This window comes from Dyadobacter sp. CY312 (assembly GCF_021390535.1).
Lineage (GTDB): Bacteria > Bacteroidota > Bacteroidia > Cytophagales > Spirosomataceae > Dyadobacter.
Genome location: NZ_JAJUXG010000009.1, coordinates 1 through 20,380, shown reverse-complemented (window position 1 = coordinate 20,380; position 20,380 = coordinate 1). Strand labels below are relative to the sequence as shown.

The window sequence follows — 20,380 nt, the reverse complement described above, 5'->3', positions numbered from 1 at the left end:
TCCGTTGTTGCGTCGCATTATGTTTAAAAAATTTACCTTGTCATTTCTTGTTTTATGTTTTTTTATAACTCATAATCAGACTTATGCGCAGTCGGATACCATTCGATGGAGCTTGGGTAAACATCTGAAATTAGGCGATTTTTCGGTTGAGCAAGGCATAAAGTCCGGCTATGTAGATGTAATGCTGCATTATTCCTATGCATTTCAACAGATATCCTTTGTCCGATATGTGCCGATAGTAGAGGCAGAGGCGGTTTTTAGTAAGAAAAGATCTCGTCTTCCGGACACATTGGTAACATCTTTGCGATACGCACAGTTACTATTTGACCTTAGTGGCTATGAAAGCAGGTTAATCAAAGTACGCGCATTCAAATTAGGCGAGCTTAGTGGAAATGTGAATGCCGCAAAAACTCAGATGGATAAGATTTTCTTTGAGTCAAGTCAGGAAGTTTCTGAATTAAGAAAAAAGCTCGAACGTGATATGCTTGCAGAGAATAGAAATCAGATGTTAAAAGTTTGGGAAAATAAAGTAGCTGAACTTTTAATTAGTACTCCTGAGGTGGGAATAGAAGATCGGGTGGGCAAATGGCAGATCGGGATATATGCCGGAATCGGGACGAGTTTTTTTAATGGTGATACAAAAAAGTTTTTTAAAAATGCCACCGGTCTGAATTTTGGAATGGAAGCTGATGTGAAAAGATCAAGATTTGCGCTGGATTTATTATTGGGTTTTAACAAAACGAAAATTGGTCTGGAAAAAGACGGTGAATGGCCATCGGGAATGAAAACAACTTTTGCCGGGATTGAATTGTCTTATGGGTATAAATTTCAAAAAAATAAGTGGTTGCTTGTACCCTATGCCGGCCTGGGACTTAATGAATTTGCCCCAAGAAAGACTCAGGAAGGGGATAAGCGCGATATTGTTGGTTACAGTCCGATGATAGGGATTGAGGTCAACCGTGATTTCAAAAACCTGAACGATCCGGATGAGAAAGTCCGTTTCTTTTACAAATGCAAACTTTCGCTAAACCCTTCCAATTTGATAAGGGATTATGGCGGCACCCAGGTTAATTTAAAATTTGCGGTGGGTTTCGATGTTTCCCGCGTGCGAAAAATGCTGGTTTACAAAAACTGATTTAATGCTATAATTCCCTGATCCAGATATTACGAAAACGAACACGGCTGCTGTGTTCCTGCAAACGCAGCGGGAGCTTGTTTTCGTGGTACGAATAGCTCGGATAACCCAGGTAAACCATCGGGCCTTTTATTTCTGCATGATTCAGGATCAGAACATGATTGTGAAAAACGGTCAGGTAGCCCGGCGTTTTCAATATTTTATCTTCATTAAAAACCGGAGCATTAAAAACGATATCAAAACTTTGCCAGGTCTGGGGTTGTGATGATGCGTTTACGAGTGGAATCTGCTGTTTGTAAATGCTTCCCGCTTGTCCGTTATAATAAATTCTTGTATCGTAATTATATGACTCATAGATCTGTAACTCATATAAGCCCATTAAAAAGACACCGCTGTTACCCCGGTTGTTGCTTTTGTCTTCTTTTGGATCAGGCGTTTTCCATTCGATGTGAAGCTGTACACTTCCGTATTTTTGCTTTGTCTCAATATCCGTAGTTTTCGGTACTATCGTAAGTTCATGATTCGTTGTGCTCCATTTCACGGGATCGCCATTCAGGTGTTGCCACTTGTCCAGATCTTTTTCATCTCTATACAAAACAATAGCATCCGACGGCGGTACCCCATAGACTGCCGGCGTGACGAGCGGAGGCTTCACCGACCAGTCCTCTGTCGCCGACGCGGGTGGCAGCGCCTGCTCCTTTGCATTCTGAGCAAAAGCCAGGGGAGAAAGGATAAAAAATAGCACTGTTTGCAGCAATGTAAAGACTTTCATAGTAGTTTGGAATTTGTGATTTAGCATATCTTTCTGGTAAAGAAATTTGATCTGAAATCTACCATTATCTGATTTTCATTATTCCTTTCATCACAAAAGAGTGACCCGGGAAACTGCATATAAACGGATAATCACCCGGTGTGGGAGCAGTAAAATAAATGGTCTGTGATGTTTCCGGCTGGATCAGACAAGTATGAAAAAGTACCTCTTTGGTCAATGGAATATAACCCGCATTGGTACCATTCAAGCCCATGTCCATCGCGAGCTGACCTACAGAATCACCTTTCCCGGGTGTAGTTATCACCAGGTTATGAAGCATGTCATCGTTGTTATTGAAGACAAGTTTTACTTTGGCACCAGCCTTTACTTCCAGCACTTCCTTGTCAAATTTAAGTCCCGGTTTTGTTGCCATGATAATGGTTATATCCGGGTTGCTCCAATCTGCCGGCTGCTCATGTACGGACTTGGCGGGGTTATCTGCGCACCCGGATGTTTGCGCTGCTGTATGGTCATGAGCCATTTCGTGATGCGCGTGATTACTTCCTTCCGGAAAGCTGTTGATGGTGTAATAAGCCTGCGGATGTAAAATCACTTCCCCGTCTGTCGCAGTCAGATTTTCTACTTTCAGTTCATGAATATAACCTGCTCTTAATCCGCTGACATCCAGTTTTACCTTGAAACCATCATTGGAAACTTCCGCCTTGCGTACACTGCAATTTCCTGAATTAATAACCGGGCTGCCGTATTTTTTGTGATAGCTGTAAGTGAAACCCGTCATTTTATAATTCGCAATGTCGCTGGCAAGTTTCTTGTCGACCGGTTTGGTAAATTCAAGTTCAAAACCTTCCGTGGTGATACGCATGGCTTTTATTTCCATCGGCGTTTTTCCATCCCATTGCAGCCGTTGCAGTCCGAATAAATCTTTTCCTGTTGATGCCCAGCCACGGCTTGTCATGCCCACAAATAGGGAGTTGTCGCTGCCCCAGGCCATGCGCAGAATACCGGAAGAAAAGCCTTCCCGGAAAGGAAAACAAGCTCCCTGATACTGCCCGTTCACCTGTTCGAGAAACGCCCTCATGATCTTGCTATGCCCCTGATCGCCTACCAGCAGCTGACCTTCAAAAGGACCGAACTGATCTGTATTGATGGATAAAATGGCTGAGGTGGAAATGCCCATAACCGTATGCGGAAACCAGATGGAAGGAACTTTGAAATGTGGCTTTCCCTTGGCGTAATCGTACAGAATTCCGGCGGAATCCGGGAAAGAAGATCGTTTCAGATCAAGCGGAGAATTCGGCTCGCCAGACCAGCGGAGCCCTGCCGGATGGCCTGCGAAATCTCCTGATGTTAAATGCGTGATACGGCCTGATCCTATCCAGTCGCCCTGATTTTCAGCGAGAAAAATATCTCCTTTGTTATTCAATCCAAAAGCGGCAGGTGAGCGCATACCAGTTGCAAACGGCGTCATTTTGCCATCATCTGTGATTTTTAACATCCAGCCACGCCACTTGGTCAGGCTTTCACCGCGACCAACCCAGGAAAGGTTAAGCGTAACCAGCATATCCCCGTTTGGCAAAATAAGCGGACCGTAAGAGTATTCATGGTAGTTTCCCGAAATTGGCCAGGAATATACCGTATGAAAAGAGTCCGCAACACCATCATGATCGGTGTCTGTTATTCTGGTTAATTCAGATCGTTGAGTCGTGTAAAAAGCGCCTTTTTTATAGGCCAGCCACAAAGGTTCGTGCAAACCGGTGGCGAAAAGCGAATATTTCGGAAGCTTGTTTTTCTTTTGATAAGGATCGTCAATCAGCCATATTTCTCCTCGCCGGGTGGCTACGCCAAGTTTGTCATCCGCGGTAAAAGCGAGTCCGCCAACTTCCAGCATTACGGAATCAGGGATCGGTACATTGGTTCGTTTATAAAATCGATTTTCGTTGGTTGAAATATTATTTTGCGCCACTGACTTGCCTGAAAGGAAAATAAACAGAGTCAAAAGAAGAATAACATAGCAGGAGTCCGTTTTTGAATGCTTAAATCCGATGCGCATTGTACTGATTTTTAAAATAGTTACCATATCATGTCATACTTAATCGTTACCGGTTCTTTTTGCGGAGCCAGTGTAATATATAATTTGTCACCCTGTAATCCGTGTGCAACAGAAACCTTTAATCCCCTCGCTTCCAGATTACTTATGTAGTAATTTTTATCGTCAATCGTAAAGCTTCCGTCGTCAAGTTTTTCAAGAGTTTTGCCTTCGCCGAGCAGACAATAATATTGCTCCGAAGGATTGGTGATTTTTAACACGCGTGTCAATCCGCTTTTTTCATTGTTCGGATAAATCAGATCTTCTACGGAAGTGGCACCGAGTGCATAGTAAAACTGTGGGAAACCTTCGCTGTTTAACCGGTAGCCCCGATTTTGATATACGCCTTCGGGAAGTAGGACAGAGTCAGGCCAGGACTGGTTTTCATATAAATGTTTTGAAAGCAAAGGTTTTTGCGAGAGATTCAGTTTGGCTCCCAACGGTATTTCCAGCTGCTTTTCCCCACGTTCCGTCCACATATTGGATACGTCGATATATTTCCCATGCCAAACAGCACTCAGCGCATAGTTTTTCATATCATAAGCGTAGTTCAAACCGTCAGAACCGGTATTGCCTGGTATTCCCACGGCGGCAATATAAGGATTGACCATGCCGTTTAGCAGCATAAATCCACGTTGTAAAACAGGTTTATTATTTACCTTATTTTCCAAAGGATCAAACTTTTCACTCAGCCTCACGGAAGCCATAGTAGTTAAAGAACGCCATGGAATTTTTGGTCCTTCGTAGTGTATGACAAGGCATTCATCGGAATTGGAATACACCACCTTGAAGGGATATTTTCCTTTCTTTAAGGTTTTCTCTGCATAAAAAGGTTTTTCAAAATCGCGTGAGCCACGGTTTTCCACCATTAATTTCCCATCGATAAAAAGCCATGCACCACCGCCAGCAGTAAGCCTGAATAAATAATTCCCGTCTGCCGGAATGTCGGCTATTCCTTCAAAAACCAACTGTGATTTACGATCTCCAACCCGGTGAGAAAGTGTATCGGTATGTCCTGTTCGTTTCGGTTTTAAAGTTTTGAGCGTGTCCACTGTTTTGTGAAGACCGTTATAAACTGCAAAACGAATATCAGACAGCCGGATCTCTTCTTTTTTATACACCTTGTATCGGATATTTCTGATGGCGAATGATGTGTTTTTTCCTTTTAGGGCTGTGCCTGCATTTCCTTTTTCGTCTTTTAAAGTACGTTCCCGATCCGGGTATAAATTTGGAAGTGTCCGGATCGGCTGGTTGTTTATAAGGATTTCCTCAAACCTTGCATCCTGGATTTTTCTGCCATTTGCATCAAAAACCGGCGCTTTGAATTGAATACTCAGATGTTGCCAAAGTCCGGGTGCTTTAATCGCGCTGCTGTTTTTTTTAAGCCACGAGTCTGTTATTTCAACTTTGTATTTCCCATGTAACAGCACTTCAAAGGAGGCTGATTTAGATAAAAGGAAATCCATATCCAAATCGATATCACCATGAACCAGCTTGGTTTGTATGGTTTTGCTTCCTTTTTGTTTTGGTAAATAAACCAGAATTCCTTTTCCTTTTTTTACTAACAGGTCTTGCGGTTTATTTCGGTTTGCGGAAATATTAGCTGCCAATACCCAGTTTCCGCCTTTTATGTGCTCAAACTGACTTAAATCCTGAAAAATAAGTGTGTCGGGTTTAAGCGAGGGAATTGATTGACTCTTAACTTTTTCAGTAAATAAGAGTATGAAAGGGATAAGCCAGCAGGCAAATGAAGATTTTAAGCGTACCATAAGAAAATAAACAGACTATGGGTAGATAGCAATAACAGCACAATGATATCATTTAATTTTTAATTATTTTCTTTTACTTTCTAAAATTTGCTTTTGTTAATTAAAATTAATCTATTTGTATCGTTGATATGTATATTTTTGACGTTATGTACTTAGTTAATTGTTTTCCCTTTATTTTTAGGTAAAAAACAAAAGGAACTACAAACAATATAAAAGATGCTCGCAAATCAACGAAGAGATAAAATACTCGAATTATTAAAGGAAGACGGATCGGCAAAAGTGATTGATCTGGCCAAATTGTTTAAAGTGACAGAGGTAACCATCCGTCAGGATCTGGATAAGCTGGAAAAAGACGGATTGGTAATTAAGGAACATGGTGGCGCATTTTTAAAGAATGTAGAAGATCAGGTCCGTAATTTTTCTCTGGCAAATCAGGAACATCTCGATAAGAAGGAACTGATCGCTATCAAGAGCCTGGAATTCATAGAAAACGGTGATACGATTATCCTGGATTCAGGTTCTACAACCACGGAAATTGCGAAAAAACTACGTGGAAGTAACCGGCATTTAACCGTGATAACCAATGCATTGAATATTGCATTATTACTGGGGGCAGAAACAGGAATTGAAGTGATCATGACGGGAGGCGAGTTTAAGCCGCCAACATTATCACTAACAGGACAAAAGGCCGCCGATTTTTTCAAAGGTCTGAATGTGCAAAAGCTTTTTCTGGCAACAGCCGGATTGTCGTTGAAGTCGGGTTTGACTTATCCGAGTATCAGCGATCTGGTAGTGAAAAAGGCCATGATCGATGCGGCTGATACGACGTATCTGGTGGCTGATTCCACAAAAGTTGGGAAAAGTGCTTTTGCAAGTTTGGGAGCATTGTCGCTGATCGATTACATCATTACCGATGCGGGTGTGGAAGAAAAACATAAACAGCTTTTCAGTGGTAATGATATTGAATTGATCATTGCAGGATAGCGCAACAGGAAATAGAAAAATATTGCGAATTACAGCAACTAATAACCATGGGCGAAATAGGAAGTTTAGGCGTGATTATCGGAAACAGGGACTTTTTTCCTGACAGATTGGTGGCGGAAGCGAGAGTGGAAATCATTGAATTGTTTAAAAAACTGAATATCAAACCGATATTACTGGATACAAACGATACAAAACTCGGTGGTGTTGAGTCATTTCAGGATGCGCAAAAATGCGCCGCCTTGTTCAGACAGCATCGTGATGAAATAATAGGTGTGCTTGTTGTGCTGCCCAATTTTGGAGACGAACGCGGCATTGCTGAAACGCTTAAACTGGCGGAACTGAATGTGCCTGTGCTGGTGCAGGGTTATCCGGATGATCTGGACAAACTCGATGTTGCAAGAAGAAGGGATTCCTGGTGCGGGAAGATTTCTGCCTGCAATAATCTTTACCAGTTTGGGATCAAATATACACTTACTACCAAACATGTAGTGCATCCGACAGATTCTGTTTTTATAAAAGATCTGGTGGATTTCCTGGGGGTTTGCCGGGTAACAAGAGGGCTGCGCAAAGTTCGGATCGGTGCCATCGGAGCGCGACCGGGAGGTTTTAATACCGTCCGTTACAGTGAGAAAATCTTGCAGCGAAATGGCATCTCTGTCGTGACCGTTGACCTTTCCGAGATATTAGGCAATGCAAATAAACTGACCAAACACGATACCAGCGTACAGGAAAGGATTCAGAAAATCAGGGATTATGCGCCGATTGGACGTACGCCGGATGAATCTTTGATACAAATGGCGAAACTGGATGTAGCACTGACAGATTTTGTACAATTGCACGCCCTGGATGCTACGGCCATTCAATGCTGGACGTCGATTCAGCAAAATTATGGCTGTAATGTTTGTACCAGCATGAGTATCATGAGCGAAAACATGCTGCCAAGCGGATGTGAAGTGGATGTCACGGGTACATTGAGTATGTATGCGTTGCAGCTTGCATCGGGCTCTCCAAGCGCGCTGGTCGACTGGAACAACAATTATGCTAATGACGACAACAAATGCGTGCTTTTCCATTGCGGAAACTGGGCAAAATCATTTTTGCCGGATATTGAAATAAGTACAGCACCCATTTTGGGAACTTCCGTAGGAGAAGAAAATACTTATGGCGCGTTATCGGGCAGGACACCGGCATCTCCGTTAACTTTTGGCAGGATCAGTACCGACGATCCGAAAGGAATTATGAAAGCCTATATCGGTGAAGGTAGATTGACAGATGACACGCTGAAAACGTTTGGAAACCGTGCCGTTGCGCAGATTCCGAATCTTCAGGGACTGATGCAATACATTTGTCGCAATGGTTTTGAGCATCATGTGGTTATGAACGCTTCAAAAACGGCTGGCATTTTGAAAGAGGCATTTGAAAATTATATGGGCTGGGAAGTTCAGAGTTTTACCGAGCCGATAGAAAAGAACAGCGATAACGCTTGCGCCAATCAGGAACTGGCAGGGCAATACTAATACAGTCCAAACGACTTACTACCTAAACCGCGGGCTCGTCCCGCGTGATAATTCAAGAAGCAATGTCAGAACAGGAATTGGCACACAAGTCGGTCGAATACCGCAGAAAAATACTCAAATACATCGTCAAGGCAAACGCGGGGCATACCGGCGGAAGTTTATCCTGTATTGATATTTTAAACGTTCTTTACAACCATACGCTGAATGTTGATGCAGACGATTTCGGTTCGCCGGATCGCGACCGCTACATTCAAAGCAAAGGCCATACCGTAGAGGCGTTGTATGTGGTGCTTGCTTCCCGTGGCTTCTTTCCTGAGTCGGATCTTGAAACATTATGTAAATATAGATCCCATTACATCGGCCATCCGACACGTAAAGTGCACGGCGTGGAGCAGAACACCGGTGCTTTGGGTCACGGTTTGTCGTTAAGTGTTGGTACCGCGATCGCCGGGAAACTGGATAAAAAAAATTACCGGGTTTTCACCTTGCTTGGTGACGGGGAATTACCGGAAGGTTCCAACTGGGAAGCTGCGCTGTCAGCCGCTCATTATAAACTGGATAACCTCTGTGCCATTCTCGATAAAAACAATTTACAAATTACAGGTCCTACGGCAGATGTTTGTAATACAGATCCGGTTGACAAGAAATTTGAAGCTTTTGGCTGGGAGGTGCGCCACGTGGACGGACATGATCTGAAACAACTGAAAGAAACTTTTGACACGCTCCCTTTTGCCGAAGGAAAACCAAGTATGATTATCGCGCATACGGTGAAGGGAAAAGGAGTGAGTTATATGGAAAATCAGCTCAAATGGCATCATGGCGTTCCAAATCAGAAGCAATACGCGGAAGCGTTGGAGGAGTTGGATTTGCAGGATGAAAATATTTAAATACCTGCTGCCGAAGGTATAGTGTTAATTAATAAACCGTATTCAACGTGGACGCAACCATTGAGAACATAGCTGTGACTAATAAAGCCAATCTGGAAGTTTTTTCGGCCACACTTCAAAAATTAGCCCGTCATGACCGGGATATCATTGTAGTGACGAGCGACTCGCGCGGATCCGGAAAACTGGTGCCTTTCGGACAATCGTTTCCGGATCAGATCGTGGAAGTTGGTATTGCGGAGCAGAATCTTGTGGGTGTTGCAGCCGGACTGGCATCTGCCGGGAAAAAAGCATTTGCTGTATCGCCTGCCTGTTTTCTTACTGCAAGGGCGCTGGAACAAATCAAAAATGATGTCGCTTATTCTAATAACAGCGTGAAACTGATCGGAATAAGTGCAGGTGTAAGTTATGGTGCATTAGGGTCCACACACCACAGTCTTCATGACTTTGCAGTGCTTCGAACGATCAATAATCTGATAATCGTTGCACCGGCTGACAATTTTGAGACAGAGCAGGCTATCCGGCTCGCCGCAGAAACCAATTTGCCGGTTTATATAAGATTTGGAAAAAAAACGATGCCACTGCTTTCAATGGAGGAAACCACGTTTGAATTCGGTAAAGGGCGCATAGTCAGGGATGGAAATGACTTGGTTATTATTGCAACAGGTGAGACGGTCGCACCAGCTTTGCAGGCAGCCGAAAAGTTGCAAAAGGAATCAGGTATCGGATCCACAGTGGTAAGTATGCACACGATTAAACCACTGGATTATAATTTAATAGCGAAAGTGGCAGCAGATGGAAAGCCCATCTTAACCATTGAAGAACATAGTGTATATGGAGGCCTGGGTGAAGCCTGTGCATCGTTTTTAATGGAAAATAATTACCACAATAAGTTTAAAATAATGGGTTTACCTGATGAATATACCGTGACAGGTTCGCAGCAAGAAATCCTGGGCCATTATGGCATTTCAGAGGACGGAATCGCCCTGGCAGCACTCAAATTATGTAAGGGTTAATTAAGAAACTTTCAGTCACATCATCAGTAAGAGTCTATTATAAACCAGATTCCATGCGGTTAACTACGATTTTTCTTGTGCTTTTAGCAAACCTGGCCTGTGTGTTTTGTCATGCGCAGGAAATCGCTGCTAAGAAAAGGGTTCTGGTGCTTACCGACATTGAAAATGAACCGGATGATACACAATCACTGATCCGTTTTTTAACCTATTCCAATCAGTGGGATGTTGAGGGCTTGGTGGCTACTACTTCGGTTCATCAAAAAAATAAAATTGCCGTCAGCAAAATAAAAGAGATTGTCGGTGCTTATGGAAAAGTTCGTCAAAATCTTTTGCTTCATGAAAAAGGATATCCAGAAACAGCCTATTTACTTGGCATAACCAAGGCTGGTTATCCGGAGTTTGGAATGAATGCGCTTGGAAAAGGGAAAGATTCGGAAGGATCTGACTGGATTATTTCAGTGGTTGATAAAAAAGATGACAGGCCGGTTTGGATTCCGGTTTGGGGTGGAGCGAATTGTCTTGCCCAGGCTTTATGGAAGGTGAGCACGACGCGCTCGCCGGAAGATCTTAAAAAATTCATTGCGAAAATAAGAGTGTATTCCATTTCAGATCAGGATGATACAGGTCCTTGGCTTCGTAAAACTTTTCCTGATTTATTTTTTGTTGCCAGTCCGGGTTATCACGCAGCCGGAGCGTATCACTATGCCACCTGGTCGGGAATTAGCGGAGATAAATTTCACGGCAGGTTTTCAGGTGCTGATTTTGAGATCGTAGACAATCCCTGGCTGGATGAAAATGTACGTAATCACGGACCGTTGGGTGCCGAATATCCATTCACGAAATTTTTGATGGAAGGCGATACACCTTCATTTTTAGGTCTGATCGATAACGGACTGAATGATGCTGAAAAGCCAAATTTCGGAGGGTGGGGAGGAAGGTACGAGTTTTACACGCCCCGGACTCAAAAGTGGTTTTACGAACCGGAAACGCGTCCTCTGTGGACAGATGCAGTAGATGAAGTAGCCGGAAAAGACGGCAGTTTTCAAACGAGCAATAAGGCAACGATCTGGCGATGGAGATCTGCTTTTCAGAATGATTTTGCCGCGCGTATGGATTGGACGATCAAATCGTATAAGGAGGCGAATCATCCGCCAGTGGCTGTTTTGAAACATACGAATTTACTAACTGCAAAAAGCGGCGAAACAGTTAAGCTAAGTGCGGAAGGTTCGAATGATCCCGATGGAAATACACTTTCTTATCAATGGATTTATTATGCCGAACCCGGAAGTTATCCCGGAAAAGAGCCTCTGGTTTTTAATACGAATACAGCGATCATTGCAGTTTTTACAGCGCCAAAGGTCAGCAAGCCTGAAACAGTCCATATTGTACTCGCCGTCACCGACAATGGAAAACCTGCCCTGACCCGGTATCAGCGGGTCATCGTTACGGTATATCCTGATTAGTCATTTTCCGGTTATCAGATGTTTAAACACAGATAGCCAATTATATTAAATCAATCCTCAAATTTTCCGGAATGAGATTTAAATACCCATATAGCATAGCGTTAATCCTTGTCTTTTTTGGGGTTGCATTAATCCGTTGTAAAACAAGACAAAGCGCAGATGAGCCAAAAAAAATAGCCATTGTTGTGTCAACGCTGAACAATCCCTGGTTCGTTTTTTTGGCTGAAAGAGCCGCTGCCAAAGCAAAAGAATTGGGTTATGAATCCAAGGTATTTGATTCTCAGAACAACACCTCTCTGGAAACCGATCATTTTGAAAATGCTATTTCTTCGGGCTACGACGCCGTTTTATTTAATCCTACAGATGCCGACGGTTCCGTTGTAAATGTAAAGAATGCAACTGCAGCGGGAGTTCCTGTATTTTGTATGGACAGGGAGATCAATTCAAATGAAGCAGCTACTTCCCAGATACTCTCCGACAGTTACTCGGGCTGTGTCACCATTGCAAAGTATTTTGCGGAAACGCTGAATAAGAAGGGGAAATATGTCGAATTGTTGGGTTTAGTCGGTGATAACAATACCTGGAACCGTTCAAAGGGGTTTCACAGTGTAGTGGATCAGTATCCCGGGTTAAAAATGGTGGCGCAGCAGAGCGCTGATTTTGAGAGAAATAAAGCGATGGAAGTGCTTGAATCCATATTGCAGGCCAACCCTGATATCGATGCTGTTTTCTGCGGAAACGATGCCATGGCAATGGGTGCATATCAGGCATTGGTGGCTTCGGGTAAAGCGGAAAAGGTTAAAGTTTTTGGTTTTGATGGTGCCGAAGATGTGGTGAAATCTATTCAGGAAGGAAAAATAATGGCCACAGGAATGCAGTTTCCCGAAATTATGGCGCAAACTGCGGCGACCATGGCTGACGAATATTTCAGGGGTGAGCGTGATTTTCCAAAAAAAATGCCGGTGGCTGTGGAGATAGTCAAAAAAGATAATGTTGAAAACTACGCAGCTTACGGTAAGAAGTGATGAAAAGAACCATGAAATATATCGCCTCACTTTTATTGGTTGCAGTTGTAGTTTATAACTCAGTGTACTTCAAAAAGCTGAATGAGGTGAAAGCCGAAGCTGCCGGTTTTAACGCAGCGAATTACGCCAGGGAATTCTGGAACAAAAAGTTACCGGAACATACCGGCAAAGCCATAGAAATCGGGCAGCTTTTGGCTTTATTTCAAACAGATAAAGAAAAGGCATTTGCCGACTATTCCCATGCTCTGGGAATAGGAAACGTAAAGTATTTTCTGGTGAAAGGCAGTGGCATTGTTCAGTCCGTGGATGAAAATCAGGTGTCAGTCAGGATTGAATCTGAGAAGGAAAAACCGGAAGTTTTTATAGCAACAGAATATGTTTTTGGAAATGCGGTCCGTGATGCTTCAGGAGAAATTGACATTAATGAATTTACCAATTCCATGGATTTTAACAACGTGTCAGCCGAAATTAATAAAATAATCCGGCAGAAAGTGATACCGCCCTTTCGGGCACAGGTTAAAAAAGGAGACCGGATATCATTTTCCGGTGCAATAGAATTGAATAAGGAACATTTGAGCACCAGGTCTATTGAAGTCATCCCGATTGATCTGAGGATCATAAAAGAATAACTGTCAACCGGAATACCGGATCATGTCAATGATGTATCAGCCATGTTAGTAGTAGAGAAAATTACCAAACGATTTCCGGGTGTACTTGCATTGGAAAATGTAAGTATGACACTACAGGCTGGGAAAGTTACTGCTTTGATCGGTGAAAACGGAGCTGGAAAGTCTACAGTGATGAAAGTGCTTTCAGGCATTTATCAGGATTACGAAGGGAGAATTATATTTAAGGATCAGATTGTAAGGTTTTCAAGTCCTAAGGACGCACAGGAGCAAGGAATTGCGATTATACATCAGGAACTTAACCTGATACCTTATTTAAGTATTACTGAAAATATTTTTCTTGGCCGGGAGCTGATCACGCAATACGGTACACTCGATAAGAAAAAGATGAAAGCGCGTACGCAGGAATTGCTGGATAAATTAAAATTATCAGTAAAGCCTGATGATCTGGTGGCAAAGCTGAAAGTGGGACAGCAGCAGGTTGTGGAAATCGCCAAGTCACTGCTTACTGATTCGGAAGTTATCATCATGGACGAGCCGACTTCTGCCATTACCGAAACTGAGGTGGAAGTACTTTTCGGGATCATTGATGACCTCAGGAAACAGAACAAAGCAATCGTTTATGTTTCTCATAAACTGGATGAGTTGTTTCGGATTGCCGACAATTATGTTGTACTGCGTGACGGAAAATCCATTGAATCAGGTGAGATGAAAGGTATAACACAGGATATGTTGATCCAGAAAATGGTGGGACGAAGTATTCAGGTACAGCGTAAACCGGAATCTGTTTCTCAGCAGGAGAACCTGATCACCGTAAAACGCCTTTTCTTAAAACATCCCGTCCGGATAAAGGAAGACCTGTTGAAAAATATTTCATTCTCGGTTCAAAAAGGAGAGATAGTAGGGATTTTTGGACTGATGGGGGCGGGCAGGACCGAGCTTCTGGAAACCATTTTTGGTCTTCATCCTTTCGCTTCAAAAAGTGAAATACATATAGAAAATAGCAGAATAATCATTAATTCACCGTCCGATGCTATCAAGGCCGGCCTGGCCCTTGTGCCTGAAGACCGTAAAAAGGACGGTTTGGTTTTGGGTATGGATGTGAAAACCAATATCTGCCTTACAACACTGGCGGATCTTGAAAAAGGCGGATTTTTGAGTAATCTGAAAGAAAGCCTGCTGTCAAAAAAATATATTGAAGAACTGAAAATCAAAACTTCATCATCCGATCAAAAGGCCAAAAATTTAAGTGGCGGAAATCAACAGAAAATCGTTCTTGCAAAATGGCTTGCCACAAAACCTAAATTGCTTTTATTGGATGAGCCGACACGGGGCATTGATATCCATGCTAAAAGTGAAATTTATAAACTGATCCTGAACCTTGCCGATACGGGTTTAGGAATCGTTTTTGTTTCATCTGAGCTGCCAGAAATCCTTGCCGTTTCGGATAGGATCCTGGTTATGGCGGAAGGTGCAATCACTGCCGAATTTTCTTCAAAAGAAGCCACCGAAGATGCTATCCTGAAAGCTGCAATTCCTAAATCTGTTTACGAAAACCAACTATGAATTTACAAACTTACCGGGCAAATCTAATTCGTTTCCAGTCACTCATTGCTTTATTTATTCTGTGTCTGGCGCTTAGTATTTTGTCCGATAAATTCCTGACTGTTTCAAATGCCTGGAATGTGATGAGGCAAATTTCTGTCAATATTTGCATATCCACCGGGATGACACTCATCGTTCTTACAGCTGGCATTGACCTTTCAGTTGGCTCGGTTCTGGCGCTTTGCGGAGCTATAACAGCGGGATTGCTAAAAAACGGCATTGAGATTCCCTCCGGTAATTTATACATCGGTTTTACGCTTTTAGGATCTGTACTTGCGGGAATTTTAACCGGTTCATTTCTTGGTGCATTTAACGGCTGGACAATTACGAAATTCAAAGTACCACCTTTTGTTGCCACATTGGCCATGCTGACGATCGCCCGCGGACTTACCATGTTATGGACGCAGGGTTTTCCGATTAGCGGACTAGGAGACACGTTTTTATACTTCGGTACTGGTTGGTTATTAGGTATTCCGGTACCCGTCTGGATATCAGGAATCATTGTTTTGATAGCCGTGCTCATCACGAACAAAACAAGACTTGGAAGATATATTTATGCAATAGGAGGCAATGAAAGTGCCTCAAAATTATCAGGAATTGACGTCAACCGGGTTAAGATTATCGTGTACACCATTGCCGGAGCGCTGGCTGCGGTAGGTGGCCTGCTGGTCACGTCCCGTCTGGATTCTGCACAACCGAATGCGGGAATGAGCTATGAGCTGGATTCCATTGCAGCCGTTGTGATTGGAGGAACTTCGTTGTCCGGTGGACGTGGAAGCATCCTGGGAACGGTGCAGGGCGCTATCATTATTGGTGTTTTAAATAACGGACTAATATTGCTCAATGTTTCTCCGTTCTGGCAACAGGTGGTAAAAGGCTTGGTTATTTTACTGGCTGTTATTATTGATAAGGCAAATTCAAAAAACGATTGATAATTTTCTGACCGCCTTCTGTTACTGAAACAGTGACCGTCATTCAACATACCCTGGGGTGGAAACCAGTAACGGGCGCATGCATCTTTCGCTGGTAGACTCCCCAACTTTTGACTTTAAGTACCCCTTTTCTTCAAGTCTTTTTAAAGATAATTGCAGGGGGGCAACACTACTGTCCGCTCAAGCCTAATTAATCTCAAAGTCTTTTTTAATAGATACACCATAAGCATCACCATGCAGTACCGCCACTGCATGGGTAACCATTAAAATATTGCAAACTCAATAAAACTTTTACATTTATTAGTCTCAGAGATTGGGGAATACGGAGCCGTTGACCATCTTAATTCGGGAATTAAGATCATGTCATTTCGGATTGAATTGACGAGTATAAATGATTGACTGGTAGTTGTGTAACTTATGAAATAAAAGAATAGGTTGGTAGTCAATCTGCCACGGAATCTAGTGGTCAAGTCATCCGAATTCTCCATTCTGACGACCAAATGTTTGATGAAAATTTAGCTGCACATGTTAAAGCCTTGTTCTACTTTGAGAATTCAGGGTGCGACGTTTCTCAGGCCAGGCTATCGTTTAAAGAGAATTTGTCATCAAAAACACTGGGTCCAGTCATTGGTTCAGATGGTCGAAAATTTACAGTTATGTGCAGAAGTGCCAGATCAGGCCTTCTATTTTTGGGAGCATATGCATGGTTACATCTTCGAAAAAGTGAAATTAAACTATATATTTTAACTGGTTCTATTTTCACTGACTGTAAGATTTGTGAGAGCACAGAGGATCTTGACGGTGCGAATTCCATATTTTGGGTAATTAGGAGAGAGGCTGATCTAAATTATCCAAATTTGGAGAGTTACTTAAATCGGACAATGACGTTAAAAAAATGCAGTTAATTTACAGAATGGATGCAGGTCAATATAAGTCCATTTTTGAAACATTTGGATCAGATTCATTAGCTGTCCGAACTGGCGGCGTAATTGACGACGAAATATGAGTGGTATTTCAATAAGTCAACATACCAAGTTCTTTGATTGGCAAATCGAAAAGATAGAAAAAGACCGACTAAGATATTTGAAATCGATGGTTTTGGATTTAAGAAAGAACGATCGACTGTATATCGGCAAGATATGGGGTTACGATACTTCCAGAGGATCTTTAATCATAAGGTTTCGCAAGGGAGATTTACCTCGCTTAAAAAGTCCTTTTTCGATGTGTTACGTCAAAAGTTCTGCTGGTACTACGAGTTATATACTAAAATTTACTTAAGTGAGGTGATTGTCGTGGATGCATACAGTGTAAAAATGAATTTTACGTTTGTACGGGATGATAATTGGATCTAGCAGGTGAACCTTGCGTGGATTTATGCCAATAGGATAGTCTTTACAGAAAATGGTTAATCCGAGATATGTATATTTATGATTATTATGGAGAATCAAATCGAAATATACCAAAGTGCCGACGGACGTACTCTGATCGAAGTGAAGTTTGAGGAGGAAACGGTTTGGCTTTCGCAAGAGCAAATTGGTAAGCTGTTTTCACGTGACCGTAGCGTTATAACCAAGCACTTAGGCAATGTCTTCAAGGAAAATGAATTGGACGAAAAAAGCAATGTGCAAATTTTGCACATTGCTAATTCAGACAGACCGGTCAAATACTATAATCTGGATGTAATAATTTCAGTGGGGTACCGGGTAAAGTCCACACAGGGGGCAAAGTTTCGTCAATGGGCAACACAGCGCTTGAAGGATTATTTAATCCAAGGGTATGCGATCAATGAACAACGTCTCGCTCAGAAACAGCAACAGGTGCAAACATTGAAAGACGGTATTCGGATTTTAGGCAGGGCGATAGAAAGTAAAATCATTGATACTGATTTTGCATGGCTGAGCCAGTTTGCAAAGGGATTGGAATTATTGGACGATTACGATCATGAAGAGCTAGACCGTAAAGGAATTAGCACCAGACAGGCAATTTATCCGGAGCTATCCGATTACCAGCAAATCGTTGAAATCATGAAAGCCGATTTTGACTCTGATGTATTTGGCAAGGAAAAGGACGGGAGCTTTCAAAGTGCAGTAATACAAATCGGCAAGGGCTTTGGTGACATAGATTTCTACCCTTCAATAGAAGAGAAAGCAGCTACATTACTGTATCTCATTATAAAAAATCATGGTTTTGTAGACGGTAATAAGCGGATTGCCGCTGCATGTTTTTTGTTGTTTTTAGAAAGAAATTCCCTTTTACAGTCTGGGTCTGGAGAGCCAATAATTAGTAACGAAGCACTTGCCAGCCTCACCTTATTTGCCGCCGCCAGCAAACCGGAGGAGATGGAAACGGTGAAAAAATTGGTTGTCAGTGTACTGAATAGAAATCAGTAGTTACATTTTGTCCAGCAGATCGCTGTGAGTTTTTGGGAGAAATAACCAGGGAAATTATGGGAGAAATTAATAAAATTTGAAATTTTGTTACCCATTTGTAACCTGAGTCAAATTTATGACATGTAAAATATTGATAAATAGCTCGTTGGGTGATTTGGCTACTTTCTTTAGCGGGAAGTAGATATTAGTAATTCGTCCGATTCGTGCCCAGAAATGTAAGGACTTTTCGCCGAAATCAATATGCCCGTACTTTCACAGGAATATCTAGTTGCAAAATTGAAAGAGCAAACATATGATAGAAAAACTTTGGGAATAGCAAGTCTGATAATGCGGCCTTCTTCCATACAAAGCAAAAACAGCTTATCTTAACGAGTCGGCTGGTTTCATGTCTATCCTCCTTACCATTCTGTTAGAACAAGTACTGCACGACAGCATCATCCTAGTTGCTTTGATTATGCTGGTTCAAAAAGCCATATCTTTCCGGACCACCTCAAAATTGATTAATGTTGTACTAATCTCTAAAATTATGGCTCAGGTAGTAGGTTCAGATAATGTTTTTTCCAAACATTTTTGAAACTAACGAATGAGAATTTGATGCTTAAGTCTAATTTCGATTTAAAGGCATTGTGTGATAGACTGCAGGCGTCAATGATAGAGGTTTTTCTTACAAATTGGCAAAAAGCCTAAAAACCTATGGTGCTTTTCGCACTTTCTTTTAATTTGACCCTACATTCCATGCATTTATCCCACAATAAGGTCTTCCAAATTGGAAGTTGCCGCAGTTATCCATTTCAAAAAAGTTAAAACCTTGAAACAAGCTTGACTACGAAATTTCTCCCGGGGTTGTGAATACCGGATGCAAAAACACGGTAATTGCGATCCAGAATATTTTCAACGGCCACATGCAGATTCAAATTCCGGTGAACGGCCCATCTTGCGCTGGCATTAAGGGTCATACTTGCTGCGAGGGAGTTTTTTACCTGATAGGTAAGACTTCCCTCAAAACCATAAATATACGCTTCCGCCTTATTCTGACTGGCTACGACCGGAGTCAGTTTTCCTGCATATACAACTTCCTTATGACTGTTGAGCTCAAATTTGTTCATCACAATGGCATTACGAAAAAAGGTATAATAAGCATTCAATGCAAAACCCAGTCCCAGGTCGGGTCTGTGGCTGAGTCCCAAATCGATATCCAGCGTTTGTTCGGGTTTCAGGTCGGGATTTGGTACCACCAGCTGAGTTCCGTCGGCCGATTCAAAAACTTTGGCAAGATCATCGATATTGGGCGCCCGAAAACCGGTAGAAAGGGTAAGTGATATTTTACTAAATGTGCCGGGCAGATAAACAAGTCCCAGATTCCCGCTATATACGAGGTTTTTTTTGAACAGCTTTCGTATGAGGCAAATGCAGAAGCGAGGTGTCCTTAAAAACACTATTGAGCGATACATGGCTTAGCCTCAACCCACTGTTAAGAATTAATTTATCCACTACAATTTTATATTGATGCTGCGCATAAATACCGGCGTAATTCATTTTGTTACTGCCATCAGGATATCTCGAATCCAGTCCGCGCGTAACAACATTGGTTACTATATCACTTCTGAATGCCCCGGATTTTAAGTAATTAAACTGAGCATCAATTCCCACATTAAGCTCATGGCGGAGCTGGCTTCTTCGCAAATCAGCATTTATGCCAATGACGTCTAGTTTTTCTATGCGGTGTTCCAGACTATTGTTCCTGTAAGGTCGCTGCCTCCGGCTTTCTTCAATTTTTTGATAGTTTATACTAGGCCATGGCTGCATTGAAAAACCGTTCAATTCGATTGTTTTAAAATCGTAAGAAGCCATAAGCCTGTCCTGAGGACCGTAATACCATTCGGCCCATCTCAGTATGCTGGTATACCAGAAAGGGTTGCGCTCCAAATCCGATCTGCTTCATGTATTGCTGTGCTATCTGGTTGAGCCTGGTTTTTGAAAGCGCTTCGGAGGGATGAAAATTCAGTGAGATGTGAATACTGTTTCTTTTCACATTCTGGTTCATCGCACTGATTTTCAAAAGCATGTTCAATCTTTGTGTGGCGGTCAGATCATCTGCATCGGCAGGGTAGTTGTATGCCAGTATGCATGCTGCGGTACCCTGGGAGATTTTGTTTTCGTTGTAATATACAGCGGC

17 protein-coding genes are annotated in these 20,380 nt (G+C 42.3%); 11 read left to right on the top strand and 6 right to left on the bottom strand.

The genetic code is table 11. The annotated features are described in order from the left end of the window. The first annotated feature begins 37 nt into the window (after nt 1-37). Nucleotides 38-1,135 (top strand): hypothetical protein, encoded by a 1,098-nt coding sequence (locus LZG71_RS13250; protein WP_233821104.1) that lies wholly within the window; start codon nt 38-40, stop codon nt 1,133-1,135. Between the two features lie 7 nt (nt 1,136-1,142). Here LZG71_RS13250 and LZG71_RS13245 read toward each other — a convergent pair whose 3' ends face one another. The 3 genes from LZG71_RS13245 to LZG71_RS13235 all read right to left on the bottom strand — a co-directional run bounded on the left by LZG71_RS13245 (nt 1,143) and on the right by LZG71_RS13235 (nt 5,762). Continuing rightward, a complete protein-coding gene (locus LZG71_RS13245; RefSeq protein ID WP_233821103.1) occupies nt 1,143-1,907 on the bottom strand; it encodes a DUF1080 domain-containing protein in 765 nt (254 codons plus the stop codon). Between the two features lie 64 nt (nt 1,908-1,971). After that, complete coding sequence (locus LZG71_RS13240) at nt 1,972-3,957, bottom strand: plastocyanin/azurin family copper-binding protein (protein WP_233821102.1); 1,986 nt, start codon at nt 3,955-3,957, stop codon at nt 1,972-1,974. Between the two features lie 20 nt (nt 3,958-3,977). After that, a complete protein-coding gene (locus tag LZG71_RS13235; RefSeq protein ID WP_233821101.1) occupies nt 3,978-5,762 on the bottom strand; it encodes a PA14 domain-containing protein in 1,785 nt (594 codons plus the stop codon). Between the two features lie 216 nt (nt 5,763-5,978). Between LZG71_RS13235 and LZG71_RS13230 the strand changes: the two genes are divergently transcribed. The 10 genes from LZG71_RS13230 (at nt 5,979) to rhuM (ending at nt 18,204) form a co-directional block, all read left to right on the top strand. Beyond that, complete coding sequence (locus LZG71_RS13230) at nt 5,979-6,746, top strand: DeoR/GlpR family DNA-binding transcription regulator (RefSeq protein ID WP_233821100.1); 768 nt, start codon at nt 5,979-5,981, stop codon at nt 6,744-6,746. Nucleotides 6,747-6,793: 47 nt separating this feature from the next. Then, complete coding sequence (locus LZG71_RS13225; RefSeq protein WP_233821099.1) at nt 6,794-8,263, top strand: L-fucose/L-arabinose isomerase family protein; 1,470 nt, start codon at nt 6,794-6,796, stop codon at nt 8,261-8,263. Between the two features lie 62 nt (nt 8,264-8,325). Further along, nucleotides 8,326-9,150 carry a transketolase gene (locus LZG71_RS13220; protein ID WP_233821098.1) on the top strand — a complete coding sequence of 275 codons (825 nt, stop codon included), beginning with the start codon at nt 8,326-8,328 and terminating at the stop codon, nt 9,148-9,150. A gap of 47 nt (nt 9,151-9,197) precedes the next feature. Further along, on the top strand, nt 9,198-10,163 hold the full coding sequence (locus LZG71_RS13215) for a transketolase family protein (protein WP_233821097.1): 966 nt from the start codon (nt 9,198-9,200) through the stop codon (nt 10,161-10,163). Nucleotides 10,164-10,216: 53 nt separating this feature from the next. Next, a complete protein-coding gene (locus tag LZG71_RS13210) occupies nt 10,217-11,626 on the top strand; it encodes a DUF1593 domain-containing protein (protein ID WP_233821096.1) in 1,410 nt (469 codons plus the stop codon). 71 nt (nt 11,627-11,697) lie between these two features. Continuing rightward, the gene (locus LZG71_RS13205; RefSeq protein WP_233821095.1) at nt 11,698-12,651 is read left to right on the top strand and encodes a D-ribose ABC transporter substrate-binding protein; all 954 of its coding nucleotides are present in this window, start codon (nt 11,698-11,700) and stop codon (nt 12,649-12,651) included. 11 nt (nt 12,652-12,662) lie between these two features. Then, complete coding sequence (locus LZG71_RS13200; RefSeq protein ID WP_233821094.1) at nt 12,663-13,280, top strand: DUF2291 domain-containing protein; 618 nt, start codon at nt 12,663-12,665, stop codon at nt 13,278-13,280. A 42-nt stretch (nt 13,281-13,322) separates the two neighbouring features. After that, nucleotides 13,323-14,843, top strand: coding sequence for a sugar ABC transporter ATP-binding protein (locus tag LZG71_RS13195; RefSeq protein WP_233821093.1), 1,521 nt, complete (start codon nt 13,323-13,325; stop codon nt 14,841-14,843). Continuing rightward, complete coding sequence (locus tag LZG71_RS13190) at nt 14,840-15,814, top strand: ABC transporter permease (RefSeq protein WP_233821092.1); 975 nt, start codon at nt 14,840-14,842, stop codon at nt 15,812-15,814. Before LZG71_RS13195 ends, LZG71_RS13190 begins: the two co-directional genes overlap by 4 nt. Before the next feature lie 1,436 nt (nt 15,815-17,250). Then, entirely contained in the window at nt 17,251-18,204 is a 954-nt protein-coding gene (gene rhuM / locus LZG71_RS13185; RefSeq protein ID WP_233821091.1) for a virulence protein RhuM/Fic/DOC family protein, read from the top strand. A gap of 800 nt (nt 18,205-19,004) precedes the next feature. On the opposite strand, the gene LZG71_RS13180 is transcribed toward rhuM, so the two are convergent. From LZG71_RS13180 to LZG71_RS13170, 3 genes are all read right to left on the bottom strand, one after another. After that, nucleotides 19,005-19,655 (bottom strand): TonB-dependent receptor domain-containing protein, encoded by a 651-nt coding sequence (locus LZG71_RS13180; protein WP_233821090.1) that lies wholly within the window; start codon nt 19,653-19,655, stop codon nt 19,005-19,007. Continuing rightward, a complete protein-coding gene (locus LZG71_RS13175; RefSeq protein WP_409013629.1) occupies nt 19,570-20,055 on the bottom strand; it encodes a TonB-dependent receptor domain-containing protein in 486 nt (161 codons plus the stop codon). The genes LZG71_RS13180 and LZG71_RS13175 overlap by 86 nt, the downstream gene beginning before the upstream one ends. Then, nucleotides 20,036-20,380: relaxase/mobilization nuclease domain-containing protein (locus LZG71_RS13170; protein WP_233821088.1), on the bottom strand; the 345-nt coding region annotated here is incomplete at its 5' end. The genes LZG71_RS13175 and LZG71_RS13170, both read right to left, overlap by 20 nt.